Origin of the sequence: Pedococcus aerophilus (genome assembly GCF_039532215.1) — a bacterium.
GTDB classification, from domain to species: Bacteria; Actinomycetota; Actinomycetes; order Actinomycetales; family Dermatophilaceae; genus Pedococcus; species Pedococcus aerophilus.
In genome coordinates, this window is the sequence record NZ_BAAARN010000001.1 from 1,339,060 (window position 1) to 1,356,126 (window position 17,067).

A 17,067-nucleotide genomic window follows, 5' to 3' on the forward strand; every position below is an offset into this window, starting at 1 on the left:
TATGCGGCTCATGCCAGCAGACGTGCGGAGGATCCCCCTCGGGTCCCGAGTGGTGGTCAGGTGGCGCCTTGCCGAGCCGGAGGCCGCGACCGCGGCCACCCTGACCGACAGCGTCGGCGTGCTCAGCAGCCGCGACGAGGAGCACCTGGTCGTCGAGACCTCCCGGGGCCCGGTGCGCATCGCACTGGCCAGCGTGACCACCGCCAAGGAGGTCCCGCCCAAGCCCTCGCGGCGGGGCGCCCCGCACCTGGCCCTGTCGATCGAGGACCTCCAGCGCGTCATGGTCCCCGCCTGGGGAGCGGTCGAGCGCGACACCCTCGGCGAGTGGGTGCTGCGTGCCTCGGCCGGCTACACCCAGCGCGGCAACTCGGTGGTCCCCGTCGGCAGCCCCGGACTCCCCCTCGAGACCGCGGTCGAGGAGGTGGAGGCCTGGTATGCCGCGCGGCAGCTCCCGGCGAAGTTCGCCCTCGCCGGGCCGGAGGGCTTCGACGCGGGTGACGACCCGCTCGGCTCCTTGCTCGTGGCACGCGGCTACGTCGTGGGCAGCCGAACACTCAACCTCACGGCCTCGCGCGAGGTCATCGCCGCGGCGGACCCGGGCGGGCCGGCGGTCACGCTCGGCGAAGAGCTCACGGGACCCTGGCTCGAGACCTACCGACGGACCCGCGCAACGGTCCCGGGCGCGACCGAGGCCGTCCTGCGCGGCAGTCCCCGCGTCCTGTTCGGGAGCATCACGCCGGGGGGCGGACTGTCCCAGCAGCTGGGGCTGCGCGCGGCCGATGCTGCCGGGACGACCCCGATCGCGTTGGCACGACTGGGGATCGGTGCAGGCTGGGGCGGTCTCGGCGCCGTCTGGACGGACCCCGCATACCGAGGACGCGGACTCGCGGCGCACCTCACTGCCGCCCTCGCAGGAGCTTTGCGCGCCGAGGGTGTGTCACTCATGCACCTGCAGGTGGAGCACGACAACGCCCCGGCGATCCGGCTCTACCGTCGGCTCGGGTTCGCCGTGCACTCGTCGTACGCCTACCTCACCCAGGGCTGAGGCCGACAGGACCCTCCCCACTCCTCGGTTTCGGGGTCGACGTCGTCGCGCTGGGCTCGGTGGTGGCCGCCGGGCCGTCACCGAGGTGACCCTGTTCCTGGGCAGCGTCCTCGCCCGGCGACACCTCGTCTTCGGCCGACCTCGTACCGATCCGGTGGTCGGCCCGCCGACGGCTACCCGGGAAACTGCTGGCGCTGCACGGGCGGCTGCCGGGAGAGTGACGGCATGACGTCACGCATCTCGCACACCTCGGTCGACTCCCGCGACGCGCACGCCCAGTCGGTGTGGTGGGCGGGGGTGCTCGGCTTCACCGAGGACCCCCGGGACCCCAACCTCCCCGGGCACGAGGAGTGCATGATCTTCTCCCCCGACGGCCGCCAGCGGCTCCTGTTCATCGAGGTGCCCGAGGGCAAGACGGTCAAGAACCGCCTCCACCTCGACCTGTGGCCGACCGACCGGACGATGGACGAGGAGGTCGAGCGCCTGCTCGGCACCGGGGCCACGATGGTCCACGACCTGCGGGACCACCGCGGCCCCGGCACGGGGTGGGCGACGCTCGCCGACCCGGAGGGCAACGAGTTCTGCGTGCTGCGCAGCGAGTCCGAGCGACCGGACCCCTACGCCCACCTCGTGGTGTAGCGGCTGCGGCTCAGGCGGCCGTGACCGTGGCGTCAGGGACGAGGGTGCCACCGGTGCGGACCACACGGGGCTTGCCTGACCAGTTGCCGCCCATGCCGATCAGCAGCGAGACGTAGGCCAGTCCCCCGGACACTGCGACGACCGGGACGGACTCCGGCGTCGCGCTGGCCCTGTTCGTCCAGGTGTTCGTGATGAGGGCGGTGCCGCCCTGCACCATGATCAGCGCCGTGTCGCGCTGGTCGGTGAAGTCGCTCGGACGCGCCATGCCGAAGTTGAGCTTGGTGTTGGTCAGCGAGACGCCGCCACCCTTGACGACGACGAGCGCACCCATCGCCGGGTCGTTGGCGTTCTGACCCTCGATGACGCAGTCGCTGATGTCCAGTCCGCCCTGCTGGGAGGCCGGGCCCTCGACGAGGATGGCGCGGGAGCCACCGCGGGCGGTGAGGTAGAGGTGGCGCACCGCGGTCTTCGACAGGTTGCTGAACCGCATGAGGTACTTGCCGCCGTTCGCGCCCTGCCAGCCGTAGTTCATGTCTCCGGCGACCCACAGGAAGTTGTCCGAACCGCGCAGCGAGAACTGCGTGTCCTGGACAGCGACGCAGGTCCACGAGCCCTTGGTGGTGACCAGCGTCATCGAGAACGGGTCGGCCGGGGTGCCCAGGACGTGCTTGAAGCCGTAGAACGACAGGGTGTCCAGCGTGGTCGCGTACGACGTCCCCGCGCTGAAGGGGTGGTGGTAGAACTGCGTGACGGCGTTGCTCGACTTGAAGGTGATCCCGGCGACCATGACGTTGTACGTCGTGGCGGTGCCGACCAGCCACGACCGGGCGCCGCTGCCGCAGTTGAGGGTCACGGTGCACTGGGGCAGTGCGCCACCGGTGCCGGCGATCTCGGGGTTCTGCCAGCCGACGTTCGGGCCCAGGATCCGCAGACCGGAGAACGTGGTCCGCGTCTGCGTGAAGGTGTGGGCGCGACCCGAGAGACGGATCGCACGACGGGGGCTCGACGCCTTGGCAGCCGCGAGGGCCGCGGTGAGCTTCTCGTCGTCGGTGCCGGTGTACGAGTCGAGCAGGATGTCGTCCTCGGCCACGGCGGCTGAGGCGGACGAGGCTCCTACGACGGCGGCTCCGGTCGAGACGAGAGCGGCGGCACCGAGGTGCTTGAGGACGGTACGACGGGGGGTGGACATGCTTCTCCTTGCGCGCGGGGGGACGCTTGGGGGGTGACGCCCGATCGCCCGCCGAGGCGGGAGGATGGACGCCTGTCTGCCCCGCGCACGATGGCGCGGGTCGCACGGATCAGTGGTGCGTCACAGTGGACGCCTACCGGCCGGCCACCTCCCTGCAGGGGCGCTCCCGGTCACTGCCTCCGGCTGCGTGGATGGGTCCATGCGCAGACTCGAACAGGGCGAAACCGTAGCCCGCGCCCTCAGCAGGTGCGAATCGAGAAAGCGCTCACACGCCTGTGAGATCACCCCAATACCGGACAAACCGGCCCATCACGAGGTGGCGGGTTCCCGACGATCGGGACCCACCGACACCTGTGCTGGCGCCGACCCGCCACGAACCACCGTCCGGCGCTCACCTCCGGCGTCGGCGCTGGTCAGGACGGGGTCAGCCGCCGGTGCAGGTGACCTTGTCCTCGGGGATGTAGTGGGTGTTGAACTGTGACGTCTTGACCGCCTTGCCGGACTTCTTGAAGATTCGGCTCACGGTGACGTCGAAACCGGGCGACGGCGACTGCGTGACGCACCCTGCGGAGTCGTCGACGATGGTCTTGGGCTGCACGAGGTTGCGTCGCGGCCCCTTGGACGCCTCGACGTCCCAGACCTTGGTGCCGTAGAAGGTGACGGTGACGGCGCTGCCCGACACGCTGGCGCGGATCAGGATGCCGTAGCCCGTGTCGTTGGTGAAGCGGTTGTCGACGTCGGGCCAGGAGATCGTGGCCTCGCGCCCCTCGGGGTAGCGCGAGATGTAGAAGCTGTGGGGGTGGTGCTCCTCGATCTTGGCGCCGGAGAAGAACACGGCGTTGAAGAGCGTCGTCGACAGCTGGGAGATGCCACCGCCGTAGTCCTTCGTGAGCCTGCCGTTGATGATGACGGGCGCCTCGTTGTACCCCTTCGCGGCCGTCCGCTGCCCGAGCCGCTGGTTGAGGCTGAACGACTCACCCGGGGCGACGTAGGCACCGTTGAGGGTGCGCGCCGCGATCATGATGTTCTCGGTGCGCGGGGGGTTGAACGGGAAGACCGAGGAGAAGGTCGAGATGACCTCCTTGGGCTTGATCTTGTTGGCCTGCGCGGTGGTGAGCTTGGGCTGAACCGTCTTCGCCGTCACCGTCGCGGTGCGGGAGTCGGACGTGAGGGCCGGCACCACGGCCTTGACCACCGAGGCGTCGTCCAGCGTGGAGCCCGTCGCGGACGGGATGACGACCGGGGTCGTCCCGTCGAAGGTGATCTCCGCGTCGCGCGCCTTGGTCACGATCCCGGCCTCGGTGGCGGCAGCCCGCACGGCAGCCACGAGCTTCGCCTCGTCGACCGACGGAGCGAGCTTGCCCCCGTCGGCCTTCATCGAGAGAGCGGGTGCGTACTGCGCCGGCTTCAGCGAGAACTTCTTGTCGCCGACGACCACGGTGACCGGGGCCGACATCGCCGGGGTGGCGAACTCTGTTGCGGCACGCTGCACCTCGTCGGCGGACACCTCCGGCTCGACGACGTCGAACTTGGCGCCGATCGGTCCCTTCGCCGGCCACCGGGCCGCGATCTCGTCCGCCGTGCCGGGCACGGACAACGTGGCTCCGGCCACCGACGGGACGACGACAGCCTTGCCCGAGGGGAAGGTGATGCCGCCCTGGACGACCTCGGTGTCGAGGGCGGACTCGATGCCCTTGACCGCCTTCTCGAGCTGCTCCCGGTCCACCGAGGTCTCGAGGGGCTCGGACTCGCCGCCGGTGAGGCGGTTCCAGAGGTCGGACGGCTTGAGGCTGAAGCCCGCGAGCTCGCCCACGGTCCCCTCGAGGTCGAGGGAGAGACCTGCGGCGGCCGGCTCCAGCTCGGCCGACTTCTCCCCCGCGGTGACGGTGACGGTGGCTGCCTGCTGGGGACCGAGCGCGCGCGCCAGGGTCCGCTCGGCGGCGGCGGGGGACATGCCGCCGATCGGCACCCCCGAGACGGACGTGTTGGCCGGCACGTGGCGGCCGAGGAACCAGGCCGTGCCGAGGTAGGCGGAGAACAGGACCGCCAGGGCGATGCCGAACCTCAGACCAGCGGAGCCGCTCTCCTTCACGCCCTGCCCTCCCATCACTTCAGCGCCTCGTAGCGGCTGCGGTAGTACACCAGCGCGGCTGCGGGGTGCTCGTTGCTCGAGAGGGACACTACTTCGCCCACCACGATGCTGTGGTCCCCGGCGGGGTGCACCTGCGTGGTTCGACATTCGATCGTTGCCATCGCCCCGTCCAGCAGGGCGACACCGGTGGCCCCACCTCGGTGGTGCGGTATGCGGTCCAGCTGGCCGTGGAGGGGACGCCCCTGGGTCGAGAGCCACTGGGCCACGGGGCGCTGCTCGGCGCCGAGGATGCTCACGCCCCAGATCCCGGCCTCGGTCACGGCGTCGTGGAAGCGCGCGTCGACCTCCACGCACACGAGCACCAGCAACGGGTCGATGGAGACCGAGGTGAGGGCGTTCGCCGTCATCGCATGGTCGTGCCCACCGCTACGGGTGGTCAGCACCGTCACCCCCGTCGCGAAACGTCCCATCGCCAACCGGAACTGGTCGGTGTCGACGGCCGGGGTGGGGACGGGGGTGCTCACGTGGGTGTTCCTTCGGTCAGGTCGGCGCAGCGGGGTGCTCCGGTGCTGGAGCCGGTGGTGGTGGAGCCGGTGGCGCCGGCGGTGGTGTCGGGGTGCGAAGCGGCGAGCAGGTCGCCGGTCACCGGGTCGAGCCGGGCGAACCCCTCCCGGCCGGACAGCCGCGCTGCGATGTCGTTGGACAAGGCGTACACCCGGCCGTCGACCGTCAGCTGGGTCGCGTGCGACCGCAGCGCCAGGGCCTGGAGCGGCACGAGCGAGGGGTCCACCACCTCGTGCGTGACCAGCTCGTCGGCCACGACCGAGGGTGGGTAGTCGCCGTCGGGGTCCGGCAACGTCCACGACGAGTCGGCCGGCAGGTGCCGGGCCAGCCACTCGCGGTCCTCGCGCGCCCACGACGCCGGGGTCAGCACGGCATACAGGAGAGGTCGTTCGGGGACCGGCAGGGAGGCGACGGCGGCGCAGGTGACACGGTGGGTCTGGACGTGGTCGGGGTGGAGGTACCCGCCGTGCCGGTCGTAGGTGACCACGACGGCCGGGCGCACGCGCCGGATGACCGCGGCGACGAGCGCAGCGGCGTCCTCGAGGTCGGCGGCGACGAACGTGTCCGGGCCCGGAGCCGTCCCGAGGCCCGCCATGCCTGAGTCCCGGTAGCGGGAGAGGCGTCCGTCGCCCTCGCCCAGGACCTCGTGGGTGACGCCGAGGGCGGCCATGGCGCCGCGCAGCTCCTCACGCCGATGGGGGCCGAGGGCGTCGTCGTGGTGCACGTCGAGGTGCGCCAGCTCTGGCGGCACCACCTCCCCCTCCTCCCCCAGCGTGCAGGTGAGCACGTGCACGGGGTGCCCGGCCCGCGCGTAGCGGGCCATGGTGATCCCGGTCGTCAGGGTCTCGTCGTCGGGGTGGGCGTGGACGAACAGCAGAGGAGCCGCGGGAGCCTGGGTGGTCACCTGGCTATTCCACACCGATGGTCGCCAGGTCCACGAACCCGCCCAGCGCCTCGTTGGCCGACAGCCCGCTGACCGCGCTTCCGCCGATGAACAGCGACCGGCGCTGGGCCAGGGCGACGTAGGCGCCCTTCGTGGCCAGGTCGGCGTCGAGCTCGGCCCAGGCAGCAGCCTGGTCCGCGGGTTGCTTGATGGTCGAGATCCGGGTGATCTCCTTGTCGGTCGCGGCGTCCGCGAATGCGCCGAGGTCTCGGCCGGTACCGCTGTCGGAGAGGTTGAGGCGGCTGTCGAACAGGGGTGGGATGACGGTGGAGGCGGTCGGCCAGGCCGGGGCCCAGTTCGCCCAGAACACATCGGTCTTCGCGGCCCGCCCCGGCTCGGCGACGACGGAGAAGTAGTCCTTCTCGATCGGCTGGAGGGTGACCGCAAACCCCGCCTGCTCCCACCCGTTGCCGAGGGCAGCCATCGCCTTGTCGGCGGTCGGGGTGGAGCGGTAGGCCACCGTGATCTTCACCGGGAGGGTGAGCCCGGACTCCTGCAGGGCGGCACGCGCCTTGGCCGGGTCCCCCGACGTGGGGGCGCCGAGGGGGTCGGCAGTGCGACGGGAGGCCATGGCGGGCCCGAGCAGGGTGGACGTCGGCTCGGCCGCGCTCGTGCCACCGAGCGCGGTGACGTAGCCGTCGCGGTTGGTGGCGAGGGCGAGGGCGCGCCGGACGTCGGCGTTGCGCATCACCGGGGAGGCGAAGCTGGGCGCCAGGTAGTCGACGAACTGGGCGGAGGGGTTGATCGAACGCCGGCTCAACGCGTCGTCGGACAGGACCTGCTGCTGCATCGCCGGGGGGGCCGAGTCGAGGGTCACCGCACGCCTGCGGTCGCCCTCGTCGTTGATCACCTGCTGCACGGCCGTCTGGGACTCGATGCCCTCGACATACTGGATCGAGTCGGGCTCGGCCCGGCGGATCGGGTCAGACCCCTTGTCCCACTTGGGGTTTCGCACGAACGTCCCACCCGTGCTGGGATCCCAGGGACCTGCCAGCTGGTAGGGACCGTTGGAGAAGACCGCGTGCGTCCCGTCCTCCCGGAGGTCCTTGGACTTCTTCACGGGGGCGAAGACCGGCAGGGCCACGACCTGGTTGAAGTCGACCATGGGCGTGCTCAGCCGGAAGGTGACCTTCTGCCCGTCGCACGTCACCGCCTTGTCGAAGGCGGCCTGGGCCGATCCGCCGTAGGGGCCGGTGTAGGTCGACGTCCCGTCGGCCTTGCGCGGGATGTCCAGGTAGGCCAGCGGGTAGTTGAGGCCCTCGTCGGCGAACGGCTTCGCGAACGACCGGGAGACGCCGTAGCGCACGTCCTCGCAGGTGACGGGTGAACCGTCCTGCCAGGTGACCCCTGCGCGAAGCGTGAAGGTCCACACCTCGAGGGAGTCGTCGGGGGTGCCCGCGTCGGTCGCGAGGTCCCCGACGACCTCACGCTGGGCGGCGGCGTCGGCTCCGGCCGGGTGCGCCGTCAGGGTGCGGACGAACGTGCGTCCGGCGAAGGCCACGTCCTGCGGCGTGGTCATCCGCTGCGGGTCCCAGCTCGCGACCGGACCGAGGGACAGCACGGACAGCCGACCGGCCACGCCCTCGTCGGGCGCTGCCGCGTCGTCGGCGGTGCAGCCGGACGCCGTGACGGCCACCGCCACGAGGGCGGTCGCCACCACGGCGCGACGGTCCGGCCTGCTGGTGGGCAGGCCGGACCGGGGAGCAGACAGCGGGCGTCGGACGAGCACGCTCACCAGCCTGCCGTGATCAGGCGTTGCGTGCCCGGGACGCGGCGCGGGCGCGCAGGGTCTGGTCGAGCTCGACCTTGCGGATGCGCACGGCCTCCGGGGTCACCTCGACGCACTCGTCCTCGCGGCAGAACTCGAGCGACTGCTCGAGGCTGAGCTTGCGCGGCGGCACGATCTTCTCGAAGTTGTCCGAGGAGGAGGCGCGCACGTTGGTGAGCTTCTTCTCCTTGGTGATGTTGACGTCCATGTCGTCGGCGCGGGAGTTCTCGCCGATGATCATGCCCTCGTACACCTCGGTGGTCGGGTCCACGAACAGCGTGCCGCGCTCCTGGAGGTTGACCATGGCGTACGCGGTGACGACACCGGTGCGGTCGGAGACGAGCGAGCCGCTGGTGCGGGTCACGATCGGGCCGAACCACGGCTCGTAGTCCTCGAACACGTGGTGGGCGATGCCCGTGCCGCGCGTCTCGGTGAGGAACTCGGTCCGGAAGCCGATGAGGCCACGCGACGGCACGAGGAACTCCATCCGGATCCAGCCGGTGCCGTGGTTGGTCATCTGCTCCATGCGGCCCTTGCGGGCGGCCATGATCTGGGTGATCGGGCCGAGGAACTCCTCCGGGGTGTCGATCGTGAGGCGCTCGACCGGCTCGTGGGTCTTGCCGTCGACCTCGCGGGTGACCACCTGCGGCTTGCCGACGGTGAGCTCGTAGCCCTCGCGCTTCATCTGCTCGACGAGGATGGCGAGCGCGAGCTCACCACGGCCCTGGACCTCCCAGGCGTCGGGGCGCTCGGTGGGCAGGACGCGCAGCGACACGTTGCCGATGAGCTCCTTGTCGAGACGGTCCTTGACCATGCGCGCGGTGACCTTGGAGCCACGCACCTTGCCCACCATCGGGCTTGTGTTGGTGCCGATGGTCATGGAGATGGCCGGCTCGTCGACGGTGATGACCGGCAGCGGGATGGGGTTCTCCGCGTCGGCGAGGGTCTCGCCGATCATGATCTCGGGGATGCCGGCGATGGCGATGATGTCGCCGGGACCAGCGGACTCGGCGGGCTTGCGCTCGAGGGCCTCGGTCATGAGCAGCTCGGTGATCTTGACGCGCTCGACGCTCCCGTCGACCTTGCACCAGGCCACGAACTGGCCCTTCTTGATCGTGCCGTTGTGCACGCGCAGCAGCGCGAGGCGGCCGAGGAAGTTGGACGCGTCGAGGTTGGTGACGTGGGCCTGCAGCGGGGCCTCGTCGTCGTACGTGGGCGCGGGGATCGTGGACAGGATCGTCTCGAAGAGGGCCTCGAGGTCCTCGGCGTCCGGGAGGCCGCCGTTCTCCGGGCGGGTCATCGAGGCGCGGCCGTTCTTGGCGGACGCGTAGACGATCGGGAACTCGATCTGGTGCTCGTCGGCGTCGAGGTCCATGAACAGCTCGTAGACCTCGTCGACGACCTCGGCGATGCGCGAGTCGGGGCGGTCCACCTTGTTGATGCACAGCACGACCGGCATCTTGGCGGCGAGCGCCTTGCGCAGCACGAAGCGCGTCTGGGGCAGCGGGCCCTCGGAGGCATCGACGAGCAGCACGACACCGTCGACCATGGACAGGCCGCGCTCGACCTCGCCACCGAAGTCGGCGTGGCCGGGGGTGTCGATGATGTTGATCGTGGCGCCATCGGCCAGGCCCGCCTCGGCGGCGGCCTTCCCGGCGTAGTGGATGGCGGTGTTCTTCGCGAGGATGGTGATGCCCTTCTCGCGCTCGAGGTCACCGGAGTCCATCGCACGCTCGTCGACGTGCTGGTGCTCGCCGAACGCGCCGGCTTCCCAGAGCATCTTGTCGACCAGGGTGGTCTTTCCGTGGTCGACGTGGGCAACGATGGCGACATTGCGGATGTCACCGCGGGTCTTCATGGGCATGAGCACCATTGTCTCAGGCTTTTGAGCACGTCGGGACCACCCCTTTCGTGCGTGGTGAGCACAGCCACAGCACCGGTATGGCGCGGGGCCGGCCACGCGCCATACCTGCGGCGGGCGGCGGTCAGCGCAGGCGGGTGGCGATGGCGTCGACGATGGGCAGGTCGGCGGGCAGCCACGGCACGTCGTACAGGTCCTCCGCGGTGAGCCACCGCACCGCGTCGTGGTCCTCGATCGGGGCCGGGACCCCGGAGTCGACGACGGCCCACCAGACCGTCATGGCGTAGGACTCCCCCAGGGGCCAGCGGCCGTCCGCCAGCGGCCCGGGCACGACCTCCCCGAGGCGCACGGTGACCCCGAGCTCCTCGATCAGCTCGCGGTGCAGCGCCTGCTCCGGGGTCTCCCCCGGATCGACCTTCCCCCCGGCGAACTCCCACCCTCCTGCGAGCGCAGGAGGCTCGGTCCGACGGGCGCTGAGGAGGCGCGTCGGGTGGTCGAGGTCGTCGACGATCGCAGCGCCGACGACGGCGCGCACCAACGGGAACCGTGCTCTTTCCGGCATGTGTCTCACTTTTGTTAATTTCCGCGGCGGAGCGGTGCGGGCACCGCAGTTCTCGCTAGGGTCTCGCTCCAACCGGAGAAGGTTTGCGCCTGCGCCTGCCCCTTCGGACCGCACCACATCGCACCACACCTGCTCCACCTCTGGCGCCCAACCGGGTCGACCACAGTTCGCACACAAGCGAGGTATTCATGAAGCTCACGCGTAGGACGACCCCGGTCGTCTTGGCGACGACGCTGGCCCTCACCCTGACGGCCTGCGCCCAGTCGGACCGAGAGTCTGGCAGCGGTTCCTCCTCCAGTGGTGGTGACACCAAGGACACCATCACGTTCGGCGCCGCGGGCGCCCCCGAGCTCTTCGACCCCTTCTACGCCACCGACGGTGAGACGTTCCGCGTCACCCGCCAGATGATGGAGGGCCTGGTCGGCATCAAGCCGGGCACCGCCGACATCGAGCCCGAGCTGGCCACCAGCTGGGAGGCCTCGGCCGACGGCAAGGAGTGGACGTTCAAGCTCCGCGAGGGCGTGAAGTTCTGGGACGGCGAGGCGTTCAACGCCGAGGCCGTCTGCTACAACTTCGAGCGCATGTTCGACCAGAACGAGGTCGCCGCAGGTGGCCCCGCCGGCTACTGGGCCGACGTCATGGGTGCCTTCAAGTCGGACGCTGCCAACGCGCTCTACCAGAGCTGCTCGGCCAAGGACGACATGACCGCGGTCGTCAAGATCAGCCGCGCCACGTCCAAGTTCCCGACGGCGCTGTCCCTCGACTCGTTCTCCATGCAGTCGCCCAAGGCGCTCAAGGACGGCGACGCGAACAACGTCACCAAGCAGGGCGAGGGCTTCGGCTACCCCGCCTACTCCAAGAACCCGGTCGGCACCGGCCCTTACAAGCTCGACAAGTTCGACGAGGCCAACAAGACGGTCACGCTCGTGCGCAACGACGCCTACTGGGGCGACAAGGCCAAGACGGCCAAGCTCGTCTTCAAGATCATCCCCGACGAGAGCACCCGTCGCCAGGAGCTCGAGGCCGGCAGCATCGACGGCTACGACCTGCCGAACCCGGCCGACTGGAAGGGTCTGAAGGACTCGGGCAACCAGCTGCTGGTCCGTCCCGCCTTCAACATCCTCTACATGGGCCTCAACCCCGAGAAGAACCCGAAGCTCAAGGACCTCAAGGTCCGTCAGGCCCTCTACTACGCCCTCAACCGTGAGCAGCTCGTCAAGACCCAGCTGCCCGAGGGCGCGACCGTCGCGACGCAGTTCATGCCCGAGACGGTGGCCGGCTACAACAAGAGCCTGCAGGGATACACGTACGACAAGGCCAAGGCCCAGCAGCTCCTCAAGGAGGCCGGCGCCGAGGGCATGACCCTGACGTTCGCCTACCCGTCCGAGGTGTCGCGTCCGTACATGCCGAACCCGCAGAAGATCTACGAGGCCATGCGCACCGACCTCGAGGCCGTCGGCATCAAGGTCAACGTCGTCACCAAGCCGTGGAACGGTGGCTACCTCGACACCGTCGACAACGGTGGCTACGACGCGTGGCTGCTCGGCTGGACCGGCGACTACAACTCCGCCGACAACTTCATCGGCACGTTCTTCGCCAACTTCAAGGCGAACGACTTCCACACCAGTGCGACGTCGTACGGCGAGAAGCTCTCCAAGGACCTGCAGGCCGCAGACGGCATCGTCGACGAGAACGAGCGCAACGCCGCCTACGAGAAGGTCAACCAGGAGATCATGGAGCAGGACCTGCCCGGTCTGGCGATCAGCCACTCCCCGCCGGCCCTGGTCGTCAGCGAGAAGGTCAAGGGTCTCGTCGCGAGCCCGCTGACCGCCGAGACGTTCTCCTCGGTGACGGTCACCAAGTGACCCGAGGCTGACCTCGGACCACCCCGTTCCACCTGTGGCCGTCCCAGCACCATCGCTGGGGCGGCCACAGTCGTGTACAAACAACGTCGTACCCGCGTGATCCCCCGCAGGCGGGTCCCGACCGTCGATGGCGACCGTCGACGACAGAAGGAGATTGAGTCCCTGTGCTGAGATTCATCCTGCGAAGGCTGCTGCAGATGGTGGGGGTGGTCGTCGTGCTGTCCCTGCTGGTGTTCCTCTGGCTGCGTGCCCTGCCCGGCGGCACCGTGTCCGCCATCCTCGGCGAGAAGGCCACGCCCGAGCGCCGTGCCGCCCTGGAGAAGGCCCTCGGCCTCGACGAGCCCATCTACGTGCAGTACTGGGAGTTCATCAAGCGCGCCGCCCGGGGCCAGTTCGGCGCGAGCACGGGCGTCCAGCCCGGCACCGACGCCATGCAGGTGTTCGTCCAGCGGTTCCCGGCGACGCTCGAGCTGAGCTTCTTCGCGCTGCTGTTCGCGATCGCGCTCGGCATCCCCCTCGGCTACATGGCTGCGCGCCGCCGCGCCTCGTGGTTCGACAACACCTCGGTCATCGGGTCCCTCATCGGGGTCGCCGTCCCGGTGTTCTTCCTGGCCTTCCTGCTCAAGTACTGGTTCGCCATCCAGCTGAACTGGCTGCCCGTCTCAGGTCGCCAGGACTCCGGCATCGACGCCACCCGGATCACCGGGTTCTTCGTCCTCGACGGCCTGCTGACGCGCGAGTACGACGCGGCGTGGGACGCGCTCAAGCACCTGCTGCTGCCGGCGCTCGCCCTGGCCACCATCCCGTTCGCGGTGATCTTCCGCATCACGCGGGCGTCCGTGCTCGACGTGATGGACGAGGACTACGTGCGGACCGCCGAGTCCAAGGGCCTGACCACGCGCATCATCCGTGGCCGGCACGTCCTGCGCAACGCGCTCCTGCCCGTGGTCACGACCATCGGCCTGCAGACCGGTGGCCTCCTCGTCGGGGCCGTGCTCACCGAGCGCGTCTTCTCCTGGGGCGGCATCGGCGAGGCCGTCGCCGTGGCGTTCACCCGCCGTGACTACGCCGTCCTCCAGGTGTGCATCCTGATGGCGGCCGTCACCTTCGTGATCATCAACCTTCTCGTCGACATCGCGTATGCCGTGATCGACCCCCGAGTCCGGACGAGGTGACCCGAGTGAGCAACCCCCTCAACCCCGAGAACCTGGATCCCAGGACCAAGAAGCAGAAGATCGACAGCCTCGCGGCACAGTCGGGTGGCACCGGCGTGCTCACCGTCGACGACGCCGGACACATCGAGGAGAGCGGCGGTGTCTCGCTCATCGCGAGCGCCTGGAAGCGGCTGCGTCGCAACCCCGTGTTCCTGCTCGGCGCCGGCATCACCCTGCTCTTCATCCTGCTGGCCATCTTCGCGCCGCTCATCGCGCCGCACGACCCCACCAAGGGCCTGCTGCTGGACAAGGTCCGGCCCCAGAGCAACCCGGTGCCCGGCCCCGAGGCGGGCTTCCCGCTGGGCGCCGACACCTCGGGCCGCGACGTCCTGTCGCGCCTCATCGTCGGGAGCCGCCAGACCCTCGTCGTCGGTGTCTTCGCCACGCTCTTCGGCCTGGCCGGCGGCCTGTCCCTCGGTGTCCTCGCCGGCGCCTTCGGCGGGTGGGTCGACTCGCTCGTCATGCGCGTGGTCGACGTGATGCTGTCCATCCCCTCGCTGCTCCTCGCGGTGTCGATCGCGGCCCTCGCGCAGCAGCCCAGCCAGTGGACCGTCATCATCGCCATCGCCACCGTGCAGATCCCGATCTTCGCCCGCCTGCTGCGCGGGTCGATGCTGGCCCAGCGCTCGAGCGACCACGTCCTGGCGGCCCGTGCCCTGGGCGTCAAGAAGTCGGCGATCGTCTTCCGGCACATGCTCCCGAACTCGCTCGGCCCGGTGATCGTCCAGGCGACGCTGGTCATCGCCGGTGCCATCATCGACGCCGCCGCGCTGTCCTTCCTCGGACTGGGCAACCCCGACGACCGGCAGCCGGAATGGGGCCAGATGCTGGGCGCCGCCCAGAGCCAGATCTTCGACAACCCCGCGCTGGCCGTCTGGCCGGCCGTCTGCATCATCGTGGTGGCCCTCGGGTTCACCCTGATGGGCGAGTCGCTGCGCGAGGCCCTCGACCCCAAGAGCCGGAGGTAGTCGACATGACCGAACTGAACTGGCCACGCTCCTCACCCTTCCGGGCCTCACTCCTTCGTCGCTCGTTTCCTCAGGGAGTCGTCGCATGACCGAAACGATCCAGAACAGCCAGCGCACCAGCAACGACCAGCAGCCCCTGCTGTCGGTCCGCGACCTGCGCGTCACCTTCCAGCGCTCCGGCGAGAAGCCGTTCGTCGCCGTCGACGGTGTGAGCTTCGACGTCCGGCCCGGCCAGACGGTCGGCCTGGTCGGCGAGTCCGGCTGTGGCAAGTCCGTCACGTCGCTGGCCATCATGGGCCTGCTCCCGCAGCGCGGGGTCAAGGTCGAGGGCGAGGTTTTCTACGGCGACACCGACCTGCTCAAGCAGTCGGCCGACCAGATGCGGGACCGTCGCGGTCGCGACCTCGGCATGATCTTCCAGGACCCGCTGTCCTCGCTGAACCCCGTGGTGCCGATCGGCGTGCAGGTCACCGAGGTGCTCGAGCGGCACCGCGGCCTGTCCCGCAAGGCAGCCGTCCCGCTGGCCAAGGACATGCTCGACAAGGTCGGCATCCCGGACGCCCAGCGCCGGCTCAAGGACTACCCGCACCAGCTGTCCGGCGGGATGCGCCAGCGCGCGCTCATCGCGATGGCCCTCGCCTGTGCCCCCAAGGTCCTCATCGCCGACGAGCCGACCACGGCCCTCGACGTGACCATCCAGGCGCAGATCCTCGCCCTGCTCAAGGAGCTCGTCGAGGACAGCGGCACCGCGCTGGTCATGATCACCCACGACCTCGGTGTCGTCGCCGGCCTCGTGGACCGGATCAACGTCCTGTACGCCGGCCGCATCGTCGAGCGCGGCGACCGCCACCCGCTCTTCGCCGAGCCCCGTCACCCGTACACGCACGGCCTGCTCGGCTCCATACCCCGTCTGGACGGTGAGCGGGGGTCGAAGCTGACCCCCATCCCCGGCTCGGTGTCGGACAACCTGCCGTGGGCGAGCGCGTGCGCGTTCGCACCCCGGTGCTCCCAGCCCATCGACGTCTGCGTCGAGAAGACCCCCGAGCTCGTGGAGGACGGCCCCCGGGCGCTCCGCTGCCACAACCCCGTGGAGGTGTCCCGGTGACCGTCAGCGACGAGATCCTCGTCGACGTCAAGGACGTCAAGGTCCACTTCCCCATCAAGCGCGGGGTCATCTTCGACAAGACGGTCGGCCACGTCTACGCCGTCGACGGCGTGGACCTGCAGATCCGCAAGGGCGAGACCTACGGCCTGGTCGGTGAGTCCGGGTGCGGCAAGTCCACCCTCGGGCGCGCCATCCTCAACCTCGAGCCGCCGACGTCGGGCTCGGTCGAGTTCGACGGGATCGACATCGCTGCCCTCAAGGGCGAGGAGCTGCGGCACAAGCGCCAGGACATCCAGATGGTGTTCCAGGACCCGATGGGCAGCCTCGACCCGCGCCAGACCGTGGAGTCGCTGCTGCTCGAGGGCATGAAGGCGCACGGCCTCGCCAAGGACGGGAAGCAGGCGAACACCCGGCTGCGCGACCTGCTCAAGGCGGTCGGGCTGCCGGTCGCGGCGCTGAAGAAGTACCCGCACGAGTTCTCCGGCGGACAGCGCCAGCGCATCGGCATCGCCCGCGCGCTGTCGGTGAACCCCAAGCTCATCGTCGCCGACGAGCCGGTGTCAGCCCTCGACGTGTCGGTGCAGGCGCAGGTCATCAACCTCCTCGAGGAGCTGCAGGACGAGTTCGGCCTGACCTACCTCGTGGTGGCCCACGACCTCGCCGTCGTGCGCCACATCAGCGACCGGATCGGGGTCATGTACCTCGGCGCGATCGCCGAGGAGGCCGACGCGGAGGACCTCTACACCAAGCCGCTGCACCCCTACACGCGGGCGCTGATGTCGGCCGTCCCGGTGCCCGACCCGGTGATCGAGGACCGTCGCGAGCGGATCCTGCTCCAGGGCGACCTCCCCTCCCCCGCCAACCCGCCCACCGGCTGCCGGTTCCACACCCGGTGCCCGTGGCGGCAGGACACCAAGTGCGACACCGAGCGGCCGCTACTGCGTTCGCTGAAGATCGCCGGGGTCCCGGAATCGCACCGCGTGGCCTGCCACTGGGCCGAGCAGATCGAGTCCGGGGAGCTGAAGATGCACACCGTCAAGGCATCGCTCACCGCCCAGACCGACCTCACCAGCGGTGGCGACGACTTCCTCGGCCCGGCGTCGGTCCAGGAAGCCCTCTGACGCAGCCCACCACGGCCCGTCCGGTCCGGCACCTCGGTGTGCCGCGTGCGCACCTCGCGCACGCGGCACACCGCTGTCCGGGGCGGGAGGTGAGGTGAGGCTGGGCTTCGGTGACAGGCTCGTCGATCCTT

General features: G+C 70.0%; 14 protein-coding genes. 7 read left to right on the plus strand and 7 right to left on the minus strand.

Annotated elements, in window-relative coordinates:
• The first annotated feature begins 10 nt into the window (after positions 1–10).
• Together ABD286_RS06305 and ABD286_RS06310 are read left to right on the plus strand one after the other, a co-directional pair.
• Complete coding sequence (locus tag ABD286_RS06305) at positions 11–1,045, plus strand: GNAT family N-acetyltransferase (RefSeq protein WP_344191322.1); 1,035 nt, start codon at positions 11–13, stop codon at positions 1,043–1,045.
• Positions 1,046–1,270: 225 nt separating this feature from the next.
• Positions 1,271–1,684 (plus strand): VOC family protein, encoded by a 414-nt coding sequence (locus tag ABD286_RS06310; RefSeq protein WP_344191324.1) that lies wholly within the window; start codon positions 1,271–1,273, stop codon positions 1,682–1,684.
• A 10-nt stretch (positions 1,685–1,694) separates the two neighbouring features.
• On the opposite strand, the gene ABD286_RS06315 is transcribed toward ABD286_RS06310, so the two are convergent.
• The 7 genes from ABD286_RS06315 to ABD286_RS06345 all read right to left on the minus strand — a co-directional run bounded on the left by ABD286_RS06315 (position 1,695) and on the right by ABD286_RS06345 (position 10,663).
• Positions 1,695–2,873: a hypothetical protein gene (locus ABD286_RS06315; RefSeq protein WP_344191327.1), complete on the minus strand. Its 1,179-nt coding sequence runs from the start codon at positions 2,871–2,873 to the stop codon at positions 1,695–1,697.
• Between the two features lie 424 nt (positions 2,874–3,297).
• Positions 3,298–4,965, minus strand: a complete 1,668-nt coding sequence (locus ABD286_RS06320) for a VanW family protein (RefSeq protein ID WP_344191330.1) — start codon at positions 4,963–4,965, stop codon at positions 3,298–3,300.
• Positions 4,966–4,979: 14 nt separating this feature from the next.
• Positions 4,980–5,489 carry a flavin reductase family protein gene (locus ABD286_RS06325; RefSeq protein ID WP_344191332.1) on the minus strand — a complete coding sequence of 170 codons (510 nt, stop codon included), beginning with the start codon at positions 5,487–5,489 and terminating at the stop codon, positions 4,980–4,982.
• Complete coding sequence (gene mshB / locus ABD286_RS06330; RefSeq protein WP_344191334.1) at positions 5,486–6,433, minus strand: N-acetyl-1-D-myo-inositol-2-amino-2-deoxy-alpha-D-glucopyranoside deacetylase; 948 nt, start codon at positions 6,431–6,433, stop codon at positions 5,486–5,488. The genes ABD286_RS06325 and mshB overlap by 4 nt, the downstream gene beginning before the upstream one ends.
• 4 nt (positions 6,434–6,437) lie before the next feature.
• The gene (locus ABD286_RS06335; protein ID WP_344191336.1) at positions 6,438–8,201 is read right to left on the minus strand and encodes an ABC transporter substrate-binding protein; all 1,764 of its coding nucleotides are present in this window, start codon (positions 8,199–8,201) and stop codon (positions 6,438–6,440) included.
• Positions 8,202–8,220: 19 nt separating this feature from the next.
• Positions 8,221–10,104, minus strand: a complete 1,884-nt coding sequence (gene typA / locus ABD286_RS06340) for a translational GTPase TypA (protein ID WP_344191338.1) — start codon at positions 10,102–10,104, stop codon at positions 8,221–8,223.
• Between the two features lie 121 nt (positions 10,105–10,225).
• Positions 10,226–10,663 (minus strand): (deoxy)nucleoside triphosphate pyrophosphohydrolase, encoded by a 438-nt coding sequence (locus ABD286_RS06345; RefSeq protein ID WP_344191340.1) that lies wholly within the window; start codon positions 10,661–10,663, stop codon positions 10,226–10,228.
• Between the two features lie 188 nt (positions 10,664–10,851).
• On the opposite strand from ABD286_RS06345, the gene ABD286_RS06350 reads away from it, so the two are divergent.
• The 5 genes from ABD286_RS06350 (at position 10,852) to ABD286_RS06370 (ending at position 16,936) form a co-directional block, all read left to right on the plus strand.
• On the plus strand, positions 10,852–12,528 hold the full coding sequence (locus ABD286_RS06350) for an ABC transporter substrate-binding protein (protein WP_344191342.1): 1,677 nt from the start codon (positions 10,852–10,854) through the stop codon (positions 12,526–12,528).
• A gap of 164 nt (positions 12,529–12,692) precedes the next feature.
• Positions 12,693–13,703, plus strand: a complete 1,011-nt coding sequence (locus tag ABD286_RS06355; protein ID WP_344191344.1) for an ABC transporter permease — start codon at positions 12,693–12,695, stop codon at positions 13,701–13,703.
• A 5-nt stretch (positions 13,704–13,708) separates the two neighbouring features.
• Entirely contained in the window at positions 13,709–14,710 is a 1,002-nt protein-coding gene (locus ABD286_RS06360; protein WP_425565319.1) for an ABC transporter permease, read from the plus strand.
• 85 nt (positions 14,711–14,795) lie between these two features.
• A complete protein-coding gene (locus ABD286_RS06365) occupies positions 14,796–15,815 on the plus strand; it encodes an ABC transporter ATP-binding protein (protein WP_344191350.1) in 1,020 nt (339 codons plus the stop codon).
• Complete coding sequence (locus ABD286_RS06370; protein WP_344191352.1) at positions 15,812–16,936, plus strand: ABC transporter ATP-binding protein; 1,125 nt, start codon at positions 15,812–15,814, stop codon at positions 16,934–16,936. Before ABD286_RS06365 ends, ABD286_RS06370 begins: the two co-directional genes overlap by 4 nt.
• Positions 16,937–17,067: the final 131 nt, after the last annotated feature.